We start from the raw sequence: 16,138 nt of genomic DNA on the forward strand, positions 1-16,138 counted from the left end.
GGGGAAAAGCATTATGTTAATGCCTAAACGCGTAAAATATCGTAGACAACACCGTGGTAAATTGAATGGCCGTGCTAAAGGCGGTACAGAAGTGGCATTTGGTGAATGGGGTTTACAAGCTCTTGATCCTGCTTGGATCACTAGCCGTCAAATCGAATCTGCTCGTATCGCTATGACTCGTTACATGAAACGTGGCGGTAAAGTATGGATCAAAATCTTCCCAGATAAGCCATACACTAAAAAACCTCTTGAAGTCCGAATGGGTTCCGGTAAAGGTTCTCCTGAAGGCTGGGTAGCTGTAACGAAACCTGGTAAGATCATGTTCGAAATCGCTGGAGTATCTGAAGAGGTGGCTCGCGAAGCATTGCGTCTTGCTTCTCACAAACTGCCAGTAAGAACTAAGATCGTAAAACGTGAAGAAATTGGTGGTGAAATCAATGAAGGCTAATGAAATCAAAGAACTGACCACTGCCGAAATTGAACAAAAAGTTAAGTCTCTTAAAGAAGAACTTTTCAACCTGCGCTTCCAATTAGCTACTGGACAGCTTGAGAATACAGCACGTATTCGCACAGTCCGTAAGACAATTGCTCGCATGAAGACTGTTGTTCGTGAAAGAGAATTAAGCGTAAATAACTAAATTCCGAGAGGAGGTTCGCGACATGAGTGAACGTAACAATCGTAAAGTATACGTTGGACGTGTTGTATCCGATAAAATGGATAAAACAATCACTGTTCTTGTTGAAACCTACAAAACTCACAAGCTGTACGGCAAGCGTGTTAAGTATTCTAAAAAGCTAAAAGCGCATGATGAAAACGGTACAGCAAAAACTGGTGACTTGGTTCGTATCATGGAAACTCGTCCATTATCCGCAACGAAACGTTTCCGTTTGGTTGAAGTGGTAGAAGAAGCAGTAATTATCTAATTAAAGATCGCTCGGAAGGATTCCGAAGGGAGGTAACACTCGTATGATTCAACAAGAGACTCGTTTGAAAGTCGCTGATAACTCTGGTGCTCGTGAAGTCCTAACAATTAAAGTGCTAGGCGGATCTGGTCGTAAAACAGCTAACATTGGTGATGTAATCGTTTGTACGGTGAAACAAGCAACACCTGGTGGCGTTGTCAAAAAAGGTGAAGTTGTTAAAGCAGTAATCGTACGTACGAAAAGCGGTGTTCGTCGTAAAGATGGTTCTTACATCAAATTTGACGAGAACGCAGCTGTTATCGTAAGAGATGACAAGAGCCCAAGAGGAACTCGTATCTTCGGACCAGTTGCACGTGAATTGCGTGACGCTAAGTTCATGAAGATCGTTTCCCTTGCTCCTGAAGTATTGTAAAACACTTAATGCCTTGTTAAGGAGGTGCAGTACACATGCATGTTAAAAAAGGTGACAAAGTTAAAGTAATCACTGGTAAAGATCGTGGTAAAGAAGGTACCATCCTTGAAGCTTATCCGAAGAAAGACCGTGTTCTTGTCGAAGGCGTAAACATCGTCAAAAAACACGCGAAACCTTCCCAGGATAACCCGCAGGGCGGAATCCTCGAAATCGAAGCAGCGATTCACGTTTCTAACGTAATGCTGATCGATCCTAAAACTGGAGAGCCAACTCGCGTAGGCTACGAAGTGAAAGACGGCAAAAAAGTCCGTATCGCTAAGAAATCCGGTCAAGCTATCGATAAATAATTTCTTCTGAAAGGAGGGCTACTCGATGAATGAATTGAAACAAAGATATCAAGGCGAAATTTCTCCATCTCTAATGGAAAAATTCAGCTATAAATCTGTAATGCAAGTACCAAAGATCGAAAAGATCGTTATTAACATGGGTGTCGGTGACGCCGTTCAAAACTCTAAAGCACTTGATTCTGCAGTAGAGGAATTGGCATTGCTTGCTGGTCAGCAGCCAATCATCACGAAAGCTAAGAAATCTATCGCAGGTTTCCGTCTTCGTGAAGGTATGCCAATTGGAGCGAAAGTTACATTGCGCGGTGAGCGTATGTACGAATTCCTTCAAAAACTAGTCGCAGTTTCCCTTCCACGTGTACGTGACTTCCGTGGTATCTCAAACAAAGCGTTTGATGGTCGTGGTAACTATACTCTAGGTGTTAAAGAACAGCTAATCTTCCCAGAAATTAATTACGATAAAGTAAGCAAAGTACGTGGAATGGACATCGTTATCGTAACTACAGCCAACACTGACGAAGAAGCTCGTGAGCTACTTACTCAGCTAGGCATGCCTTTCCAAAAATAAAGGTAAAAAGGAGGGAATATTGTGGCTAAAAAATCTATGATCGTGAAACAACAGCGCCCACAGAAATTCAAAGTACAAGAGTACACACGCTGCGAACGTTGCGGACGTCCACACTCTGTACTACGTAAATTCAAGCTATGCCGTATTTGTTTCCGCGAACTAGCCTATAAAGGTCAAATTCCTGGCGTTAAAAAAGCAAGCTGGTAATCCCCTAAATCAGGGAAGGAGGTAATGATTAATGGTTATGACAGATCCTATCGCAGATATGCTAACTCGTATTCGTAATGCAAACACTGTTCGTCATGAAAAACTGGAGCTTCCTGCTTCTAAGTTAAAAAAGGATGTTGCTGATATCCTTAAACGTGAAGGCTTTATTCGCGATTACGAATTCGTAGAAGATGACAAACAAGGTGTTCTACGCATCTTTTTGAAATATGGTAAAAACGACGAGCGTGTTATCACTGGTATCAAACGTATCAGTAAACCTGGTCTTCGTGTTTACGCGAAATCTACTGAAATCCCACGTGTCCTTAACGGACTTGGTATCGCAGTTGTTTCAACATCTAAAGGCGTATTGTCTGATAAAGAAGCACGTGAGCAAGCTGTCGGCGGCGAAGTGCTAGCATACGTTTGGTAATACCCAACAATTAGTAAGGAGGTGCACATATGTCCCGCGTAGGTAAAAAGATTCTTGAAATCCCTGCAGGTGTTGAATTCAAAAATGAAAACAACACTGTGACTGTAAAAGGTCCTAAAGGTGAATTGACTCGTACATTCCACCAAGATATGGTGATCAAAGTTGAAGAGAACGTTCTTACTGTTGAACGCCCAACTGACAGCAAGGAACACCGTGCTCTTCACGGAACTACTCGTTCTATCCTTGGAAACATGGTACAAGGCGTACACGCTGGTTATGAGAAAGCTCTTGAAATCATCGGTGTAGGTTATCGTGCTACTAAACAAGGCAACAAAGTCGTGATCAACGCTGGTTACTCTCATCCAGTAGAAGTTGAACACCGTGATGGTATTGAAATCGAAGTTCCTTCCAACACTCGTGTAGTTGTTAAAGGTATCGATAAGGAAGCTGTTGGTGCAGTAGCTGCTAACATCCGTGCAATCCGTCCTCCAGAGCCTTACAAAGGTAAAGGAATCCGTTACGAAGGCGAATTCGTACGTCGTAAAGAAGGTAAAACAGCGAAATAAGGTTTTTCGTTAAACCAGAAAGGAGTGACCTGAATGATTACAAAAGTTGCAAAAAACGAATCGCGTAAGAGAAGACATAACCGTGTTCGTAAAAGCATTTCAGGAACATCTGAGCGTCCACGTTTGAACGTATACCGTTCTAACAAACACATTTACGCACAGTTGATCGATGATACAACTGGTAAAACACTTGCAAGTGCTTCTACTAAGGATGCTAGCCTTAGCCTAGAATCTACAAGCAATGTTGAAGCAGCTCAAAAGGTCGGAGAAGCAGTTGCTAACCGTGCGAAAGAAGCTGGCGTAACAACTATCGTATTTGACCGTGGAGGCTACCTTTACCACGGACGTGTTAAAGCATTGGCTGAAGCAGCTCGTGAAGCTGGTCTTAAATTCTAATCTAAAAAGGAGGGACACAACTTGCGTACAACAATTGACCCGAACAAACTTGATCTTGAAGAACGCGTAGTAACGGTTAACCGTGTTGCTAAAGTAGTAAAAGGTGGTCGTCGTTTCCGTTTCGCTGCTCTTGTAGTAGTAGGCGACAAAAACGGCCATGTAGGTTTCGGTACTGGTAAAGCACAAGAAGTACCAGAAGCGATCCGTAAAGCTATCGAAGACGCGAAGAAAAATCTAATTACTATACCTATCGTTGGTACAACTATTCCACATGAAATCATCGGTGAATTCGGCGCCGGCAACATCTTGATGAAGCCAGCTGCAGAAGGTACTGGAGTTATCGCCGGTGGACCTGTACGTGCGGTACTTGAGCTTGGTGGTATCGGAGACATCCTTTCTAAATCACTTGGTTCTAACACTCCAATCAACATGGTTCGTGCTACACTTAACGGACTTGGCAGATTGAAACGTGCAGAAGAAGTTGCGAAACTTCGTGGAAAGTCTGTAGAAGAACTGTTAGGATAAGGAGGGAAAGCACATGGCTAACAAATTAGAAATCACCCTCACGCGCAGTACGATCGGAAGACTGGAAAAACAGCGCAAAACTGTTGCTGCTCTAGGTCTTAGAAAGATTCGTCAGTCAGTTGTTTTGGAAGACAATCCAACTGTTCGCGGTATGATCAACAGAGTTTCTCATCTAGTATCAGTTAAAGAAGTATAATGATTTAAATGTTAAAGAGGAGGTGCCATTATGAAACTTCATGAATTGAAGTCAGCAGAAGGAACACGTAAAACTCGCAATCGTGTAGGTCGTGGTATGTCTTCAGGTAACGGTAAAACATCCGGCCGTGGGCATAAAGGACAAAACGCACGTTCTGGCGGCGGTGTACGTCTAGGTTTCGAAGGTGGCCAAATGCCACTATTCCAACGTCTTCCTAAACGTGGATTCACAAACATCCACCGTACTGAGTACTCAATTGTAAACCTTGAAACCCTTAACCGTTTTGAAGAGGGCACAGAGGTAACTCCAGAGCTTCTACTTGAAAGCGGAGTTGTCAGCAAATTGAGAGCCGGTATTAAAGTTCTAGGAAACGGGAACATCGAAAAGAAACTTACTGTTAAAGCTCACAAGTTCTCTGCTTCTGCTAAAGAAGCTATTGAGGCAGCGGGCGGTCAAACAGAGGTGATCTAATGTTTCGTACAATCTCCAATTTTATGCGTGTAAAAGATATACGAAATAAAATCATCTTTACATTGCTTATGTTGATCATCTTCAGAATCGGTACGTTCATTCCTGTTCCATTTACCGATCGTTCCGCGATCGATTTTATGAACCAGCAGAACGTATTCGGATTCTTGAATACATTTGGCGGCGGTGCATTGCAGAACTTCTCCATCCTTGCGATGGGTATCATGCCGTACATCACTGCCTCGATCATCATGCAGCTTCTGCAAATGGATGTCGTACCGACATTCAGTGAGTGGAAAAAGCAAGGAGAGATGGGACGTCGTAAGTTGGCACAAGTGACGCGTTACGCCACTATCGTGCTAGCGTTAATACAGGCGGTAGGTATGTCCATCGGATTCAACCAGTTATCCGGCGGTATGCTCATTTCCGATCCAAGTTTTTATAAGTTCGCTGTCATTACAATCGTATTGACTGCAGGAACAGCATTCTTGATGTGGTTAGGAGAACAGATCACAGCTCATGGTGTAGGTAATGGTATTTCCATTATTATCTTCGCCGGTATCGCTGCTGCAATTCCGAATGGTTTAAACCAGCTTTGGGAACAGTACTTCAGCAATCCTGGTGATGATCTATTCCTTAATGTCGTGATCGTTGCAATTATCGCTATCGTGATCATTGCCGTAATTGTTGGTGTGATTTATATCACGCAGGCACTTCGTAAAATTCCAATCCAGTATTCGAAGCGTACTACAAGTCGTTCCCAAGTAGGCGGCCAGTCCACCCACTTACCGATTAAAGTAAACGCTGCTGGAGTAATCCCTGTTATTTTCGCAGTTTCCTTTATCTATGCTCCGCGTACAATCGCGAGTTTCTTTGAAGGAAATGTAGCAACTACGATCGAGAACGTATTCGATTATACGCAACCAATTGGGATGGTAATCTATGTAGTCCTGATTCTTGCATTTAGTTATTTCTATACATTCGTTCAGGTTAACCCGGAACAAATGGCAGAGAACTTAAACAAGCAAGGTGGCTACATCCCGGGTATTCGCCCAGGGAAAAGCACGGAAACGTACCTCACCAGTGTGATGTATCGTTTAACCTTCGTTGGGTCTCTCTTCTTGGCTGCTGTAGCTGTATTGCCTATAATCCTAGGCTCTATTGCCAACTTGCCGACTTCTGTCCAAATCGGAGGAACGAGCCTGCTGATCGTGGTAGGGGTAGCGTTGCAGACGATGAAACAGCTAGAAAGCCAGTTAGTGAAGCGTCATTACCGAGGCTTCATGAAATAGAGAACAGTCTACAAACAGACGAGAGCGAGGGGAATTTCGTTGAATTTAATTCTTATGGGTCTGCCGGGTGCCGGTAAAGGTACACAGGCAGAGAAGATTGTAGATAAATATAGCATCCCTCATATCTCAACAGGAGATATGTTCCGAGCTGCAATAAAAGAAGGAACGGAGCTTGGCCGTGAAGCGAAAGCTTTCATGGACCAGGGGAAACTAGTTCCGGATGAAGTAACAATTGGTATAGTCCGTGACCGTTTAGGCAAGGATGACACCAACAACGGATTTTTACTTGACGGTTTTCCTCGTACGCTTGCTCAGGCAGAAGCGCTTGACGCATTGCTGGACGATTTGAATGCTAATGTAGATTACGTCTTACATGTAGAGGTTCCGCAGGAGAATTTGGTGGAGCGTTTATCTGGCAGATGGGTTTGTCCGACATGCGGCACTACGTATCATACAGTCTATAACCCTCCGAAAGAAGAAGGGGTATGTGACAAGGATGGCACTGGGCTGATCCAGCGAGACGACGATAAGCCGGAAACGGTGAAAAAACGTTTGGAAGTCAATATCGAGCAGCAAAAACCGATATTGGACTTCTACAACGATAAGGGCTATCTTGTAACAGTGAACGGTGACCAAGCAATCGATCAGGTCTTCCACGACATCGATCAGCGCTTGAAAAATCTTCGCTGATACAGGTGTGCAAACTATACTCTCTTAGTACGGGTGGAATTGCACTTTGGGCTCCTAATAGCGTAAGGATGCATTCTATCCCTTGATAGAGTATAATAGACCTCGTGGTAGAGTTGAAACGATTTGCGGCTTTGCAATTCGTTCAAGCTTCCATCATCGGAACCGTGCCTTACTGATATCCTGACGCTAATTGACAAGGCTGAATATGAACAATCATGAAACAAATTGTGACTCAATTTGTGGACTTAATATAGATTCCCTAACATGCAGCTTTTCTAACCTGGACATTCAGGCAGAAAAGTGGTAGAATATGCTCCTTGTTTGCAGCATATAATGCTAACTTACGCACAGCTTCGATATAAGCTATGATGAAGGTGATCATGTTTGAGCGAAACGGATGCAAGTCCACTAATCGGTCAGGTTGTTCGTATCGTATATGGGCGAGAAGCAGGCCAGCTTGCGATTGTCATTCGAAAAATTGACAGTCGTTTTGTGTTGCTTGCCGACGGAGACAAACGAAAGTTCGATTCACCGAAGCGCAAAGCTTTGCGTCATGTGGATCCACTGCCGTATGTATCACCGGAAGTCCGACGTAGCCTTCTAGAAGCTGGTCGCGTAACCAATGGTAAACTGCGATTTGCGATATCTACTTATGTCAATCATACCGTGAAGAGATTTGAAGAAGGGAGATAGACCGATGGCGAAAGATGATGCAATTGAAGTAGAAGGAACTGTCACCGATACATTGCCTAATGCGCAATTTAAGGTAGAGTTAGAGAATGGCCACACCGTTTTAGCACATGTTTCCGGTAAAATTCGTATGCACTTCATTCGAATTCTTCCTGGAGATAAAGTAACGGTAGAGCTTTCCCCTTATGACTTAACTAAAGGACGTATTACGTACCGTTATAAATAATTTGACTAGCTCCGATACTAAAGGAGGAATAGATGATGAAGGTAAGACCATCTGTAAAGCCTATTTGCGAAAAATGTAAAGTCATTCGTCGTAAAGGCAAAGTAATGGTAATCTGTGAAAATCCTAAGCATAAGCAAAAACAAGGATAATACAAGGAGGTGCACGTAGCTAATGGCACGTATAGCAGGTATTGATATTCCGCGTGACAAACGCGTTGTTATTTCCCTAACATACATCTATGGAATTGGAAAAACTACAGCGCAAAAGGTACTAAAAGAAGCTGGTGTTTCTGAAGATACACGTGTTCGTGATCTTACAGAAGACGAACTATCCAGAATCCGTCAGGCAATTGACAGCTACACTACTGAAGGGGATCTTCGTCGTGAAGTATCTCTTAACATTAAGCGTCTGATTGAGATCGGTTCTTATCGTGGTCTTCGCCACCGTCGTGGATTGCCGGTTCGTGGTCAGAAAACGAAGAACAACTCTCGTACTCGTAAAGGCCCACGCCGTACAATCGCTAACAAGAAAAAATAAGTAAGGAGGTAAACAAACATGGCTCGTAAACAACAAACTCGTAAACGTCGTGTGAAAAAGAATATCGAAACTGGTATTGCTCACATCCGTTCTACTTTCAACAACACAATCGTTACGATTACTGATGTTCAAGGTAACGTAATCAGCTGGAGCAGCTCAGGTTCCCTTGGTTTCAAAGGTTCCCGTAAATCTACTCCATTCGCTTCTCAAATGGCTGCAGAAGCTGCTGCTAAAGGTGCTGTCGAAAACGGCATGAAGACTTTGGAAGTAACTGTTAAAGGCCCTGGTGCTGGCCGTGAAGCTGCGATCCGTTCCCTTCAGACTGCTGGTCTTGAAGTAACTGCGATCCGTGACGTCACTCCAGTTCCACATAACGGCTGCCGTCCGCCAAAACGTCGTCGCGTATAAGTTTTTCCTGCTTGCTGTATAGAATTTGTATCCCTGTCTATAATGGGTTATGATAGCTTAAAAGCGATCAGGTCATACAGTAAGAAACGTATCGTCAAGATGCAGAAACGGGAACCGCAATATGGGGAATTTCGGTTAGGAGTAATTCTAACCGGGGTTTCGACGTTTTAAAGGAGGGCTTTATAATGATCGAAATTGAAAAACCAAAGATTGAAACGGTTGAGATCAGCGATGATGCTACATTTGGAAAGTTCGTTGTAGAACCGCTTGAGCGTGGATATGGTACTACACTAGGAAACTCCTTGCGTCGTATCCTATTATCCTCACTTCCTGGCGCTGCTGTAACTTCCATTCAAATTGATGGAGTGCTCCATGAATTCTCTACGATTGAAGGCGTAGTAGAAGACGTGACAACCATCATTTTGAACTTGAAGAAACTGGCTCTCAAAATCTACTCTGATGAAGAAAAAACATTAGAGATCGATGTACAAGGTGAAGGGAAAGTAACTGCTGCTGACATCACTTTCGATAGCGATGTAGAAGTACTGAATCCGGACCTTCATATCGCAACACTGGGCAAGAATGCTCACTTGCATATGAAGCTTACGGCAGAACGCGGCCGCGGCTACCGTCCAGCTGATCAGAATAACCATGAAGATCAGCCGATTGGTGTCATTCCAATTGACTCCATCTTTACGCCAGTTTCAAAAGTGACGTATCAAGTGGAAAACACGCGTGTTGGCCAGTTGGCTAACTTCGACAAACTGACGTTGGATGTATTCACTGACGGCAGTATCCGACCTGAAGAGGCAGTTTCTCTTGGTGCAAAGATCTATACGGAGCATTTGAATATCTTCGTAGGTCTTACTGATGAAGCACAAAATGCCGAAATCATGGTTGAAAAAGAAGAAGACCAAAAAGAGAAAGTTCTTGAGATGACTATCGAAGAATTGGACTTGTCTGTTCGTTCTTACAACTGTCTGAAACGTGCTGGAATCAACACAGTACAAGAACTTGCTAATAAATCTGAAGAAGACATGATGAAAGTGCGTAACCTAGGACGTAAATCATTAGAAGAAGTTAAAAAGAAACTAATCGATTTAGGACTTGGTCTTCGTAAAGAAGACTGATCCCGCTTAGCGGAGCATTTGACACCAGGAAAGGGAGGGATAACCTATGGCTAGAAAGTTAGGACGTACTACGGATGCTCGTATGGCGCTTTTGCGTAACCTTGCAACTGATCTTATCGTTCACGAAAGATTGGAAACAACGGAGGCGAAAGCTAAGGAGCTTCGTTCTGTAGTAGAAAAAATGATCACTCTTGGCAAACGTGGAGATCTTCACGCTCGTCGTCAAGCTGCTTCTTTCTTGTACGGAACTAAAGCGGACGAGAACCAAGATGCAGTACAAAAACTATTCAGCGATATCGCCGGACGTTACGAAGAACGTCAAGGAGGTTACACACGCGTGTTGAAACTTGGACAGCGTCGTGGTGACGGTGCCGCTATGGCAATCATTGAACTAGTATAAGGTAATAACAAGGGCAGGAAAATCTCTACCACGAGGTGTATTCCGGCCCTTTTTTCTTTAGCAGATAAAGCAAGCGCCGACATTAGCGCTTGCTTTTCTTTTTTGTCGGGATTCTTTATACTAGCTATAGAAATGACAGGAACGGACAAACACGTTTAGTATTTCCCCGGAAATAGTCGGGTAATGACGAAGGAGCACGAAAACATGCACGCGATTGAATTCAAGAATGTTTCTTTCCGCTACGAGGAAGAGCAGCCCTATGTACTTCGCAATGTCAGTTTTCAAGTGGAGGCTGGGGAATGGCTGGCGATCATCGGTCATAATGGTTCAGGCAAGTCAACGATTGCCAAGCTGATGAACGGGCTGCTGTTTCCGACGGAGGGGGAGATCATTATCAACGGTATACCGCTTAATGAGGAGAATATATGGGAGATACGACGCCAGGTAGGTATGGTTTTCCAAAACCCAGATAATCAATTCGTCGGTACGACTGTTCGTGATGATGTAGCATTCGGTTTGGAGAACCGCGGGGTGCCCCGTTCTGAAATGATGAATCGGATCACTTCTTCTTTGGAACAAGTGCGTATGCAGGATTACCTGCTGCATGAACCATACCGTCTGTCAGGCGGACAGAAGCAGCGGGTGGCTATAGCAGGTGTCCTGGCTATCTCTCCAAGCGTCATTATCCTGGATGAGGCAACAGCGATGCTGGACCCACTCGGCAGGAAGGAAATCCTTGATACTGTCCATCGTGTTCAAGCAGAACAGCAGCTTGGTCTGATTACTATCACCCATGATTTGAATGAAGTGATGCAGGCGCATCGGGTATTGGTCATGAATGACGGAGAAATATGGACGACTACTGTCCCAAGGGAATTAGTGAAAAGAGAGACGGAACTGCAGCAAATCGGTTTGGACGTGCCGTTTGTTACGCAGCTTGCTCATGCTTTGGAAAGACAAGGTATTATCCTAAGCGAGCAGCCGATTGATCACGAGGAGTTGTTAGATGCATTATGGACATTACATTCAGACAAGTAGACTACACGTATCAGGCAAACTCCCCGTTTGAGCATAAAGCGCTAAAGGATTTGTCTTTTCATTTGCCAGGAGGGAGCTTCACAGCTATTGTCGGACATACCGGCAGCGGTAAATCCACTCTGTTACAGCATTTGAACGGACTAGTGAGACCTACCAACGGAAGCGTACAGATTGGTGAACATACACTGGAGCCAAAGAAAAAGCCTAAGCAAGCAAAAGAACTTCGTAAACAAGTAGGCATTGTGTTCCAATACCCAGAACATCAGCTATTTGAAGAAACAGTAGAGAAGGATATCGCCTTCGGCCCGCGGAACTTCGGAGTAGCTGAGAATGAGATCTCAAAGCGTGTAAAGGAAAGTGCAGCAGCTGTAGGGTTGGATTTATCCTTACTGAGCCGATCTCCATTTGAGCTAAGCGGCGGGCAAATGCGTCGTGTTGCGATTGCAGGTGTGCTTGCTGTGCGGCCTAGTGTGCTCGTTCTGGATGAGCCTACAGCAGGATTGGATCCACGCGGGCAGCGGGAGATCATGGATATGTTTTACCGGCTTCATAAAGAACAGCAGCTTACAACGATATTGGTAACACACAGTATGGAGGATGCGCTGACGTATGCTGATCATATGCTTGTACTCGATAAAGGGGAAAAGTATATGGAAGGGTCTCCTGTAGAAGTATTTCAAAATCGGCAAGCTCTCCAGCAGGTGCAGCTTGATGTACCGGAGATATTCCAGTTTCTTCAGAAGGCATCCGAACGTTTCGGCAAACCGGTCGCCTTTGAGGGAGAGAATATGGACAGGCTCGCTGAGCGGCTGGCGGATTTGGCAGGTGATAAGAAATGAACAATCTGCTGATTGTCGGTCAGTATGTTCCGACCAATAGTATTGTCCACCGGATGGATCCGAGGATAAAGATGCTGATCATCTTCTTTTATGTGATTTTCATTTTCTTTGCCAATAACGTCGTCAGTTATGCGCTGTTCACAGTATTTGCAGTCGGAGGTACACTTCTGACGAAGGTTCCATGGCGTTTTATCGCCAAAGGGCTGACACCGGTATGGTTTTTAATTATCTTTACGTTTATCCTGCACTTATTCGTTACAAAGGAAGGCACAGTATTGGTGAACGTATTCGGATTGCCGATTTATAGCGGAGCACTGGAACAAGGAGCCGTTATCTCACTGCGTTTCTTTTTGCTAATCCTTTTGACATCTCTGCTGACGTTGACGACAACGCCGATCGAGATTACTGACGGAGTCGAGTCCTTGCTTGGTCCTCTGCGCCGATTCAAGTTCCCAGTTCATGAACTAGCGCTGATGATGTCCATCTCCTTACGTTTTATCCCTACTTTGCTTCAGGAGACCGAGAAGATTTCCAACGCTCAAGCTTCCAGGGGCGTGGATTTCCGTACAGGGCCATTCAGGGAGCGCGTACGGGCTGTAATTCCCTTGCTGGTGCCTTTGTTTGTCAGTGCCTTTAAACGGGCAGAGGAGCTTGCTATGGCAATGGAAGCAAGAGGCTATCGCGGCGGAGAAGGACGTACGAAGCTTCGGGAGCTGCGCGTGATGAAGCGGGATGTTGCAGCACTCGTCATCTTCATTGTAGTGGTGGCTGCTGCCTTGATAACGAGAGACTATAGTTAGGAGTTACAAAGATGACGCAACGTATGAAGGCGACTGTCAGCTATGACGGCACGCATTTTTCCGGCTTCCAGGTGCAGGAGAAAAACCGCACGGTCCAAGGTGAGCTGGAGAAGGCACTTACGAAGATTCATAAGGGAAAGCAAATCAGGATCCAAGCATCTGGCCGTACAGACGCAGGTGTGCACGCCAGAGGGCAGGTGATCCATTTCGATACCGAGCTTCGCATGGGAGATTACAATTGGCGCAAGGCGCTCAATACCTTGCTGCCGGATGATGTACGGATAACAGATATAACACAAGCAGAAGAAGATTTCCATGCACGCTACAGTGTGAAACGGAAGCAGTATAAGTATTTTGTCCATAATGCGCCGGAACAGGACGTGTTCAAGCGTCATTACGTGCATCATGTTCCTTATCAGCTAGAGCTGGATAGAATTCAGCAAGCTATCACAGCAATCGAGGGAACCCATGACTTCAGCGCTTTTTGTTCTGCGAGGACAGGAGTCAAAGGAGACAAGATCCGTACCGTCTATGAAGCTGTATGTGAAAAGCAGGACGATATGCTTGTGTTCACCTTCACGGGAAGCGGCTTTCTGTATAATATGGTGCGTATACTTGCAGGCACACTTATTGACATCGGGAATGGCCGCAAAGAGCCGGAGGACATGGCTAGAATACTAGAGTCGAAGGACCGGCAGCTGGCGAGTAAAACCGCTGCTGCGAGCGGACTTTGCCTCTGGAAAGTGGACTACTGAAAACTTTTTTGCAAAACAACGCATTCGGGTGTTACATGCTCTTGACATGAGGGTCTATGATGATATACTATGGTTTATGGCATTTTATTTCTATACCACGATTAGCCCCGGAAGACTAATTGTGTAGAATAATAAATGAACGATTCAATCGAAAAAATGGAGGAAATGACATGCGTACAACATTCATGGCGAACGAAAGCAATATCGAACGCAAATGGCTTGTTGTGGATGCAGAAGGCCAAACTCTTGGTCGTCTTGCAAGTGAAGTTGCTGCTATCCTACGCGGTAAGCACAAACCAACTTACACTCCACATGCCGACACTGGTGATAACGTAATCATCATCAACGCTGAGAAAATCGAACTTACTGGTAACAAACTTGCTGACAAGATCTACTACCGTCACTCTAACCACCCAGGTGGTTTGAAACAGCGTACAGCTGACGAAATGCGTACAAAATACCCTGAGCAAATGCTTGAGCTTGCTATCAAAGGCATGCTTCCTAAGGGACCACTTGCACGTAAAATGATCAAAAAGCTTCACGTATACCGTGGCGCAGAGCACAAACACCAAGCACAACAACCAGAAGCTTATACACTTCGCGGTTAATTAAAAAGGAGGTAAACGATAGTGGCACAAGTACAATACTACGGCACCGGTCGCCGTAAAAGCTCTACTGCCCGCGTACGTCTAGTACCAGGCACAGGTCAAGTAACAGTAAACAACCGTAGTGCGGAAGATTACTTCCCATACGAAACACTTCGTACAATCATCAACCAACCTCTAGTTGCAACAGAAACTGCTGGCAACTACGACGTTCTTGTAACTGTACAGGGTGGTGGATTCACAGGACAAGCAGGTGCTATCCGTCACGGTATCTCTCGTGCGCTTCTTGAAGCAGATCCAGAATACCGCGGTACACTTAAAAAAGCTGGCTTCCTAACTCGTGACGCACGTATGAAAGAACGTAAAAAATACGGTCTTAAAGGTGCACGTCGCGCTCCACAGTTCTCAAAACGTTAATTTTTGGGCACTCACGAAAGACTCCCAACCTATTGGTTGGGAGTCTTTTTTTGTGTTCATAAATCTTCTGCCTGACGGAAATGTAAGAAAAGTACTGAATTACTGAACCTGCTGTTCTATTTGTCCGTAGTATTCGTATCATAGTACGGATATCACGAATCAGAGGTGGGAAATGAAAGCGATTGTTTACACAAGGTACGGATCTGCAGACGTTCTTCAATTAAAAGAAACAGCAAAGCCAGTTCCAAAAGATCATGAAATATTAGTAAGGGTAAAAGCGACAACTGTAACAGCAGCAGATATTCGGGCACGAAGTTTTACTGTTCCACCGGTCTTTTGGCTGCCTGCCCGTATAACGCTTGGTCTTAGACAACCCAAAAAAGAGGTGCTGGGAGCTGAGTTAGCTGGTGAGATTGTTTCAGTAGGGAAAGATGTTAAAAGGTTTAAGAAAGGTGACCAAGTATTTGCGGCATCTCTGGAAGATTTCGGTGCCTATGCCGAGTATAAGTGTTTATCAGAAACTGGTCCTGTATCTATCAAACCTTCGAATATCTCTTATGAAGAAGCGGCTGCCATTCCAATAGGAGCACGAACAGCATTGTACTTTTTAAGAAAAGCAGCTATTCAGAGCGGCCAAAAAATACTGGTGTATGGAGCTTCAGGGAGTGTGGGGAGTTATGCAGTCCAGATTGCCAAGTATTTCGGAGCAAACGTAACAGGAGTTTGCAGCACGTCAAATGTGGAAGGGGTAAAATCATTAGGAGCTGACAAGGTAATAGATTATACCAGCGAAGACTTTTCTAAGAAAGATGAGTTGTATGATGTTATCTTTGAAGCAGTTAACAAAAGCTCATTTCCAGATTGCATGAAAGTGTTAAAGAAGGATGGTACTTATATAAATATCACAGAGCCGCTGCCGAGTGTTCGGATGTTATGGACTATATTAACAACAGGTAAAAAATTAATACTAAGTCGAAACGCACCTGAAACACCGGAAGCGCTAAATTTTCTCGGCGAACTCATACAGATAGGGAAATTGAAAGTGGTAATTGATAGGTCTTATGAATTTGAAGAAATAGTGGAAGCACATCGTTATGTCGAGAAGGGACATAAAAAAGGGAATGTCATTATTAATGTAGAATAACTTAATAAAGCTTTGTAACTATGAATTGGATAGGGCACTAAATAATCTTTAAGAGACTCTCACTTGATTGGAGTCTTTTTATTTGTGCTATTAGTGTATGGTGCACATATAAAAGCTCCTCTCTTACAGGA

General features: G+C 44.3%; 29 protein-coding genes. All 29 read left to right on the top strand.

All coding sequences use genetic code 11. From position 1 onward, the window contains the following. The first annotated feature begins 13 nt into the window (after window positions 1-13). Complete coding sequence (gene rplP, locus ABXS78_RS00280) at window positions 14-448, top strand: 50S ribosomal protein L16 (RefSeq protein WP_093728574.1); 435 nt, start codon at window positions 14-16, stop codon at window positions 446-448. Then, a complete protein-coding gene (gene rpmC, locus ABXS78_RS00285) occupies window positions 438-638 on the top strand; it encodes a 50S ribosomal protein L29 (protein ID WP_038565198.1) in 201 nt (66 codons plus the stop codon). The genes rplP and rpmC overlap by 11 nt, the downstream gene beginning before the upstream one ends. A gap of 22 nt (window positions 639-660) precedes the next feature. Continuing rightward, window positions 661-924 (top strand): 30S ribosomal protein S17, encoded by a 264-nt coding sequence (gene rpsQ, locus ABXS78_RS00290; protein ID WP_038565201.1) that lies wholly within the window; start codon window positions 661-663, stop codon window positions 922-924. A gap of 43 nt (window positions 925-967) precedes the next feature. Then, window positions 968-1,336 carry a 50S ribosomal protein L14 gene (gene rplN, locus ABXS78_RS00295; protein ID WP_038565204.1) on the top strand — a complete coding sequence of 123 codons (369 nt, stop codon included), beginning with the start codon at window positions 968-970 and terminating at the stop codon, window positions 1,334-1,336. A gap of 35 nt (window positions 1,337-1,371) precedes the next feature. Beyond that, window positions 1,372-1,683, top strand: coding sequence for a 50S ribosomal protein L24 (rplX, locus tag ABXS78_RS00300; RefSeq protein WP_093728571.1), 312 nt, complete (start codon window positions 1,372-1,374; stop codon window positions 1,681-1,683). 25 nt (window positions 1,684-1,708) lie between these two features. Continuing rightward, entirely contained in the window at window positions 1,709-2,248 is a 540-nt protein-coding gene (rplE, locus tag ABXS78_RS00305; protein WP_095224645.1) for a 50S ribosomal protein L5, read from the top strand. A gap of 21 nt (window positions 2,249-2,269) precedes the next feature. Then, on the top strand, window positions 2,270-2,455 hold the full coding sequence (locus ABXS78_RS00310; RefSeq protein ID WP_038565213.1) for a type Z 30S ribosomal protein S14: 186 nt from the start codon (window positions 2,270-2,272) through the stop codon (window positions 2,453-2,455). A gap of 31 nt (window positions 2,456-2,486) precedes the next feature. After that, complete coding sequence (gene rpsH / locus ABXS78_RS00315) at window positions 2,487-2,885, top strand: 30S ribosomal protein S8 (protein ID WP_038565217.1); 399 nt, start codon at window positions 2,487-2,489, stop codon at window positions 2,883-2,885. Between the two features lie 29 nt (window positions 2,886-2,914). Next, window positions 2,915-3,451: a 50S ribosomal protein L6 gene (gene rplF / locus ABXS78_RS00320; protein WP_038565220.1), complete on the top strand. Its 537-nt coding sequence runs from the start codon at window positions 2,915-2,917 to the stop codon at window positions 3,449-3,451. Window positions 3,452-3,484: 33 nt separating this feature from the next. Then, window positions 3,485-3,847, top strand: a complete 363-nt coding sequence (gene rplR, locus ABXS78_RS00325) for a 50S ribosomal protein L18 (protein WP_095224646.1) — start codon at window positions 3,485-3,487, stop codon at window positions 3,845-3,847. Between the two features lie 21 nt (window positions 3,848-3,868). Then, entirely contained in the window at window positions 3,869-4,372 is a 504-nt protein-coding gene (gene rpsE, locus ABXS78_RS00330; protein ID WP_095224647.1) for a 30S ribosomal protein S5, read from the top strand. 13 nt (window positions 4,373-4,385) lie between these two features. Next, window positions 4,386-4,568 carry a 50S ribosomal protein L30 gene (gene rpmD, locus ABXS78_RS00335; protein ID WP_095220654.1) on the top strand — a complete coding sequence of 61 codons (183 nt, stop codon included), beginning with the start codon at window positions 4,386-4,388 and terminating at the stop codon, window positions 4,566-4,568. Window positions 4,569-4,598: 30 nt separating this feature from the next. Next, window positions 4,599-5,039 carry a 50S ribosomal protein L15 gene (rplO, locus tag ABXS78_RS00340; protein WP_038565232.1) on the top strand — a complete coding sequence of 147 codons (441 nt, stop codon included), beginning with the start codon at window positions 4,599-4,601 and terminating at the stop codon, window positions 5,037-5,039. Further along, window positions 5,039-6,328 (top strand): preprotein translocase subunit SecY, encoded by a 1,290-nt coding sequence (secY, locus tag ABXS78_RS00345; RefSeq protein WP_095224648.1) that lies wholly within the window; start codon window positions 5,039-5,041, stop codon window positions 6,326-6,328. Before rplO ends, secY begins: the two co-directional genes overlap by 1 nt. A gap of 39 nt (window positions 6,329-6,367) precedes the next feature. Next, a complete protein-coding gene (locus ABXS78_RS00350) occupies window positions 6,368-7,018 on the top strand; it encodes an adenylate kinase (protein ID WP_095224649.1) in 651 nt (216 codons plus the stop codon). A 384-nt stretch (window positions 7,019-7,402) separates the two neighbouring features. Continuing rightward, entirely contained in the window at window positions 7,403-7,711 is a 309-nt protein-coding gene (locus tag ABXS78_RS00355) for a KOW domain-containing RNA-binding protein (protein ID WP_095224650.1), read from the top strand. 4 nt (window positions 7,712-7,715) lie between these two features. Further along, window positions 7,716-7,934, top strand: a complete 219-nt coding sequence (gene infA / locus ABXS78_RS00360) for a translation initiation factor IF-1 (protein WP_038565240.1) — start codon at window positions 7,716-7,718, stop codon at window positions 7,932-7,934. Between the two features lie 35 nt (window positions 7,935-7,969). Continuing rightward, window positions 7,970-8,083: a 50S ribosomal protein L36 gene (gene rpmJ, locus ABXS78_RS00365; protein WP_003156543.1), complete on the top strand. Its 114-nt coding sequence runs from the start codon at window positions 7,970-7,972 to the stop codon at window positions 8,081-8,083. A 22-nt stretch (window positions 8,084-8,105) separates the two neighbouring features. Beyond that, window positions 8,106-8,471 carry a 30S ribosomal protein S13 gene (gene rpsM / locus ABXS78_RS00370; protein WP_095224651.1) on the top strand — a complete coding sequence of 122 codons (366 nt, stop codon included), beginning with the start codon at window positions 8,106-8,108 and terminating at the stop codon, window positions 8,469-8,471. An 18-nt stretch (window positions 8,472-8,489) separates the two neighbouring features. Next, window positions 8,490-8,879 (top strand): 30S ribosomal protein S11, encoded by a 390-nt coding sequence (gene rpsK, locus ABXS78_RS00375; protein ID WP_095224652.1) that lies wholly within the window; start codon window positions 8,490-8,492, stop codon window positions 8,877-8,879. Window positions 8,880-9,064: 185 nt separating this feature from the next. Continuing rightward, window positions 9,065-10,009, top strand: a complete 945-nt coding sequence (locus tag ABXS78_RS00380; RefSeq protein WP_038565251.1) for a DNA-directed RNA polymerase subunit alpha — start codon at window positions 9,065-9,067, stop codon at window positions 10,007-10,009. Window positions 10,010-10,055: 46 nt separating this feature from the next. After that, window positions 10,056-10,409 carry a 50S ribosomal protein L17 gene (gene rplQ, locus ABXS78_RS00385; protein ID WP_077304172.1) on the top strand — a complete coding sequence of 118 codons (354 nt, stop codon included), beginning with the start codon at window positions 10,056-10,058 and terminating at the stop codon, window positions 10,407-10,409. A gap of 204 nt (window positions 10,410-10,613) precedes the next feature. Continuing rightward, a complete protein-coding gene (locus tag ABXS78_RS00390) occupies window positions 10,614-11,447 on the top strand; it encodes an energy-coupling factor ABC transporter ATP-binding protein (RefSeq protein WP_366248445.1) in 834 nt (277 codons plus the stop codon). Next, window positions 11,423-12,286 carry an energy-coupling factor ABC transporter ATP-binding protein gene (locus tag ABXS78_RS00395; protein ID WP_366248446.1) on the top strand — a complete coding sequence of 288 codons (864 nt, stop codon included), beginning with the start codon at window positions 11,423-11,425 and terminating at the stop codon, window positions 12,284-12,286. Before ABXS78_RS00390 ends, ABXS78_RS00395 begins: the two co-directional genes overlap by 25 nt. Next, a complete protein-coding gene (locus tag ABXS78_RS00400) occupies window positions 12,283-13,086 on the top strand; it encodes an energy-coupling factor transporter transmembrane protein EcfT (RefSeq protein WP_095224655.1) in 804 nt (267 codons plus the stop codon). The genes ABXS78_RS00395 and ABXS78_RS00400 overlap by 4 nt, the downstream gene beginning before the upstream one ends. Before the next feature lie 11 nt (window positions 13,087-13,097). Then, a complete protein-coding gene (gene truA, locus ABXS78_RS00405; RefSeq protein ID WP_366248447.1) occupies window positions 13,098-13,841 on the top strand; it encodes a tRNA pseudouridine(38-40) synthase TruA in 744 nt (247 codons plus the stop codon). A 170-nt stretch (window positions 13,842-14,011) separates the two neighbouring features. Continuing rightward, window positions 14,012-14,449 (top strand): 50S ribosomal protein L13, encoded by a 438-nt coding sequence (rplM, locus tag ABXS78_RS00410; RefSeq protein WP_095220661.1) that lies wholly within the window; start codon window positions 14,012-14,014, stop codon window positions 14,447-14,449. Between the two features lie 21 nt (window positions 14,450-14,470). Next, a complete protein-coding gene (gene rpsI, locus ABXS78_RS00415) occupies window positions 14,471-14,863 on the top strand; it encodes a 30S ribosomal protein S9 (RefSeq protein ID WP_038565267.1) in 393 nt (130 codons plus the stop codon). Between the two features lie 172 nt (window positions 14,864-15,035). Next, a complete protein-coding gene (locus ABXS78_RS00420; RefSeq protein ID WP_366248448.1) occupies window positions 15,036-16,007 on the top strand; it encodes an NAD(P)-dependent alcohol dehydrogenase in 972 nt (323 codons plus the stop codon). Window positions 16,008-16,138 lie beyond the last annotated feature (131 nt).

Source organism: Terribacillus aidingensis (assembly GCF_040703035.1).
GTDB lineage: Bacteria > Bacillota > Bacilli > Bacillales > Amphibacillaceae > Terribacillus.

Coding starts and splice junctions, on each gene's coding strand:
- ABXS78_RS00420 (WP_366248448.1), top strand. CDS start 15,036: ATGAAAGCGATTGTTTACACAAGGTACGGATCTGCAGACGTTCTTCAA.
- truA (WP_366248447.1), top strand. CDS start 13,098: ATGACGCAACGTATGAAGGCGACTGTCAGCTATGACGGCACGCATTTT.
- rplM (WP_095220661.1), top strand. CDS start 14,012: ATGCGTACAACATTCATGGCGAACGAAAGCAATATCGAACGCAAATGG.
- ABXS78_RS00390 (WP_366248445.1), top strand. CDS start 10,614: ATGCACGCGATTGAATTCAAGAATGTTTCTTTCCGCTACGAGGAAGAG.
- rplR (WP_095224646.1), top strand. CDS start 3,485: ATGATTACAAAAGTTGCAAAAAACGAATCGCGTAAGAGAAGACATAAC.
- rplP (WP_093728574.1), top strand. CDS start 14: ATGTTAATGCCTAAACGCGTAAAATATCGTAGACAACACCGTGGTAAA.
- rplN (WP_038565204.1), top strand. CDS start 968: ATGATTCAACAAGAGACTCGTTTGAAAGTCGCTGATAACTCTGGTGCT.
- rplQ (WP_077304172.1), top strand. CDS start 10,056: ATGGCTAGAAAGTTAGGACGTACTACGGATGCTCGTATGGCGCTTTTG.
- rpmD (WP_095220654.1), top strand. CDS start 4,386: ATGGCTAACAAATTAGAAATCACCCTCACGCGCAGTACGATCGGAAGA.
- ABXS78_RS00395 (WP_366248446.1), top strand. CDS start 11,423: ATGGACATTACATTCAGACAAGTAGACTACACGTATCAGGCAAACTCC.
- ABXS78_RS00400 (WP_095224655.1), top strand. CDS start 12,283: ATGAACAATCTGCTGATTGTCGGTCAGTATGTTCCGACCAATAGTATT.
- infA (WP_038565240.1), top strand. CDS start 7,716: ATGGCGAAAGATGATGCAATTGAAGTAGAAGGAACTGTCACCGATACA.
- ABXS78_RS00380 (WP_038565251.1), top strand. CDS start 9,065: ATGATCGAAATTGAAAAACCAAAGATTGAAACGGTTGAGATCAGCGAT.
- secY (WP_095224648.1), top strand. CDS start 5,039: ATGTTTCGTACAATCTCCAATTTTATGCGTGTAAAAGATATACGAAAT.
- rplE (WP_095224645.1), top strand. CDS start 1,709: ATGAATGAATTGAAACAAAGATATCAAGGCGAAATTTCTCCATCTCTA.
- rplO (WP_038565232.1), top strand. CDS start 4,599: ATGAAACTTCATGAATTGAAGTCAGCAGAAGGAACACGTAAAACTCGC.
- rpsM (WP_095224651.1), top strand. CDS start 8,106: ATGGCACGTATAGCAGGTATTGATATTCCGCGTGACAAACGCGTTGTT.
- rpsK (WP_095224652.1), top strand. CDS start 8,490: ATGGCTCGTAAACAACAAACTCGTAAACGTCGTGTGAAAAAGAATATC.
- rplX (WP_093728571.1), top strand. CDS start 1,372: ATGCATGTTAAAAAAGGTGACAAAGTTAAAGTAATCACTGGTAAAGAT.
- rpmJ (WP_003156543.1), top strand. CDS start 7,970: ATGAAGGTAAGACCATCTGTAAAGCCTATTTGCGAAAAATGTAAAGTC.
- rpmC (WP_038565198.1), top strand. CDS start 438: ATGAAGGCTAATGAAATCAAAGAACTGACCACTGCCGAAATTGAACAA.
- rpsH (WP_038565217.1), top strand. CDS start 2,487: ATGGTTATGACAGATCCTATCGCAGATATGCTAACTCGTATTCGTAAT.
- rplF (WP_038565220.1), top strand. CDS start 2,915: ATGTCCCGCGTAGGTAAAAAGATTCTTGAAATCCCTGCAGGTGTTGAA.
- rpsQ (WP_038565201.1), top strand. CDS start 661: ATGAGTGAACGTAACAATCGTAAAGTATACGTTGGACGTGTTGTATCC.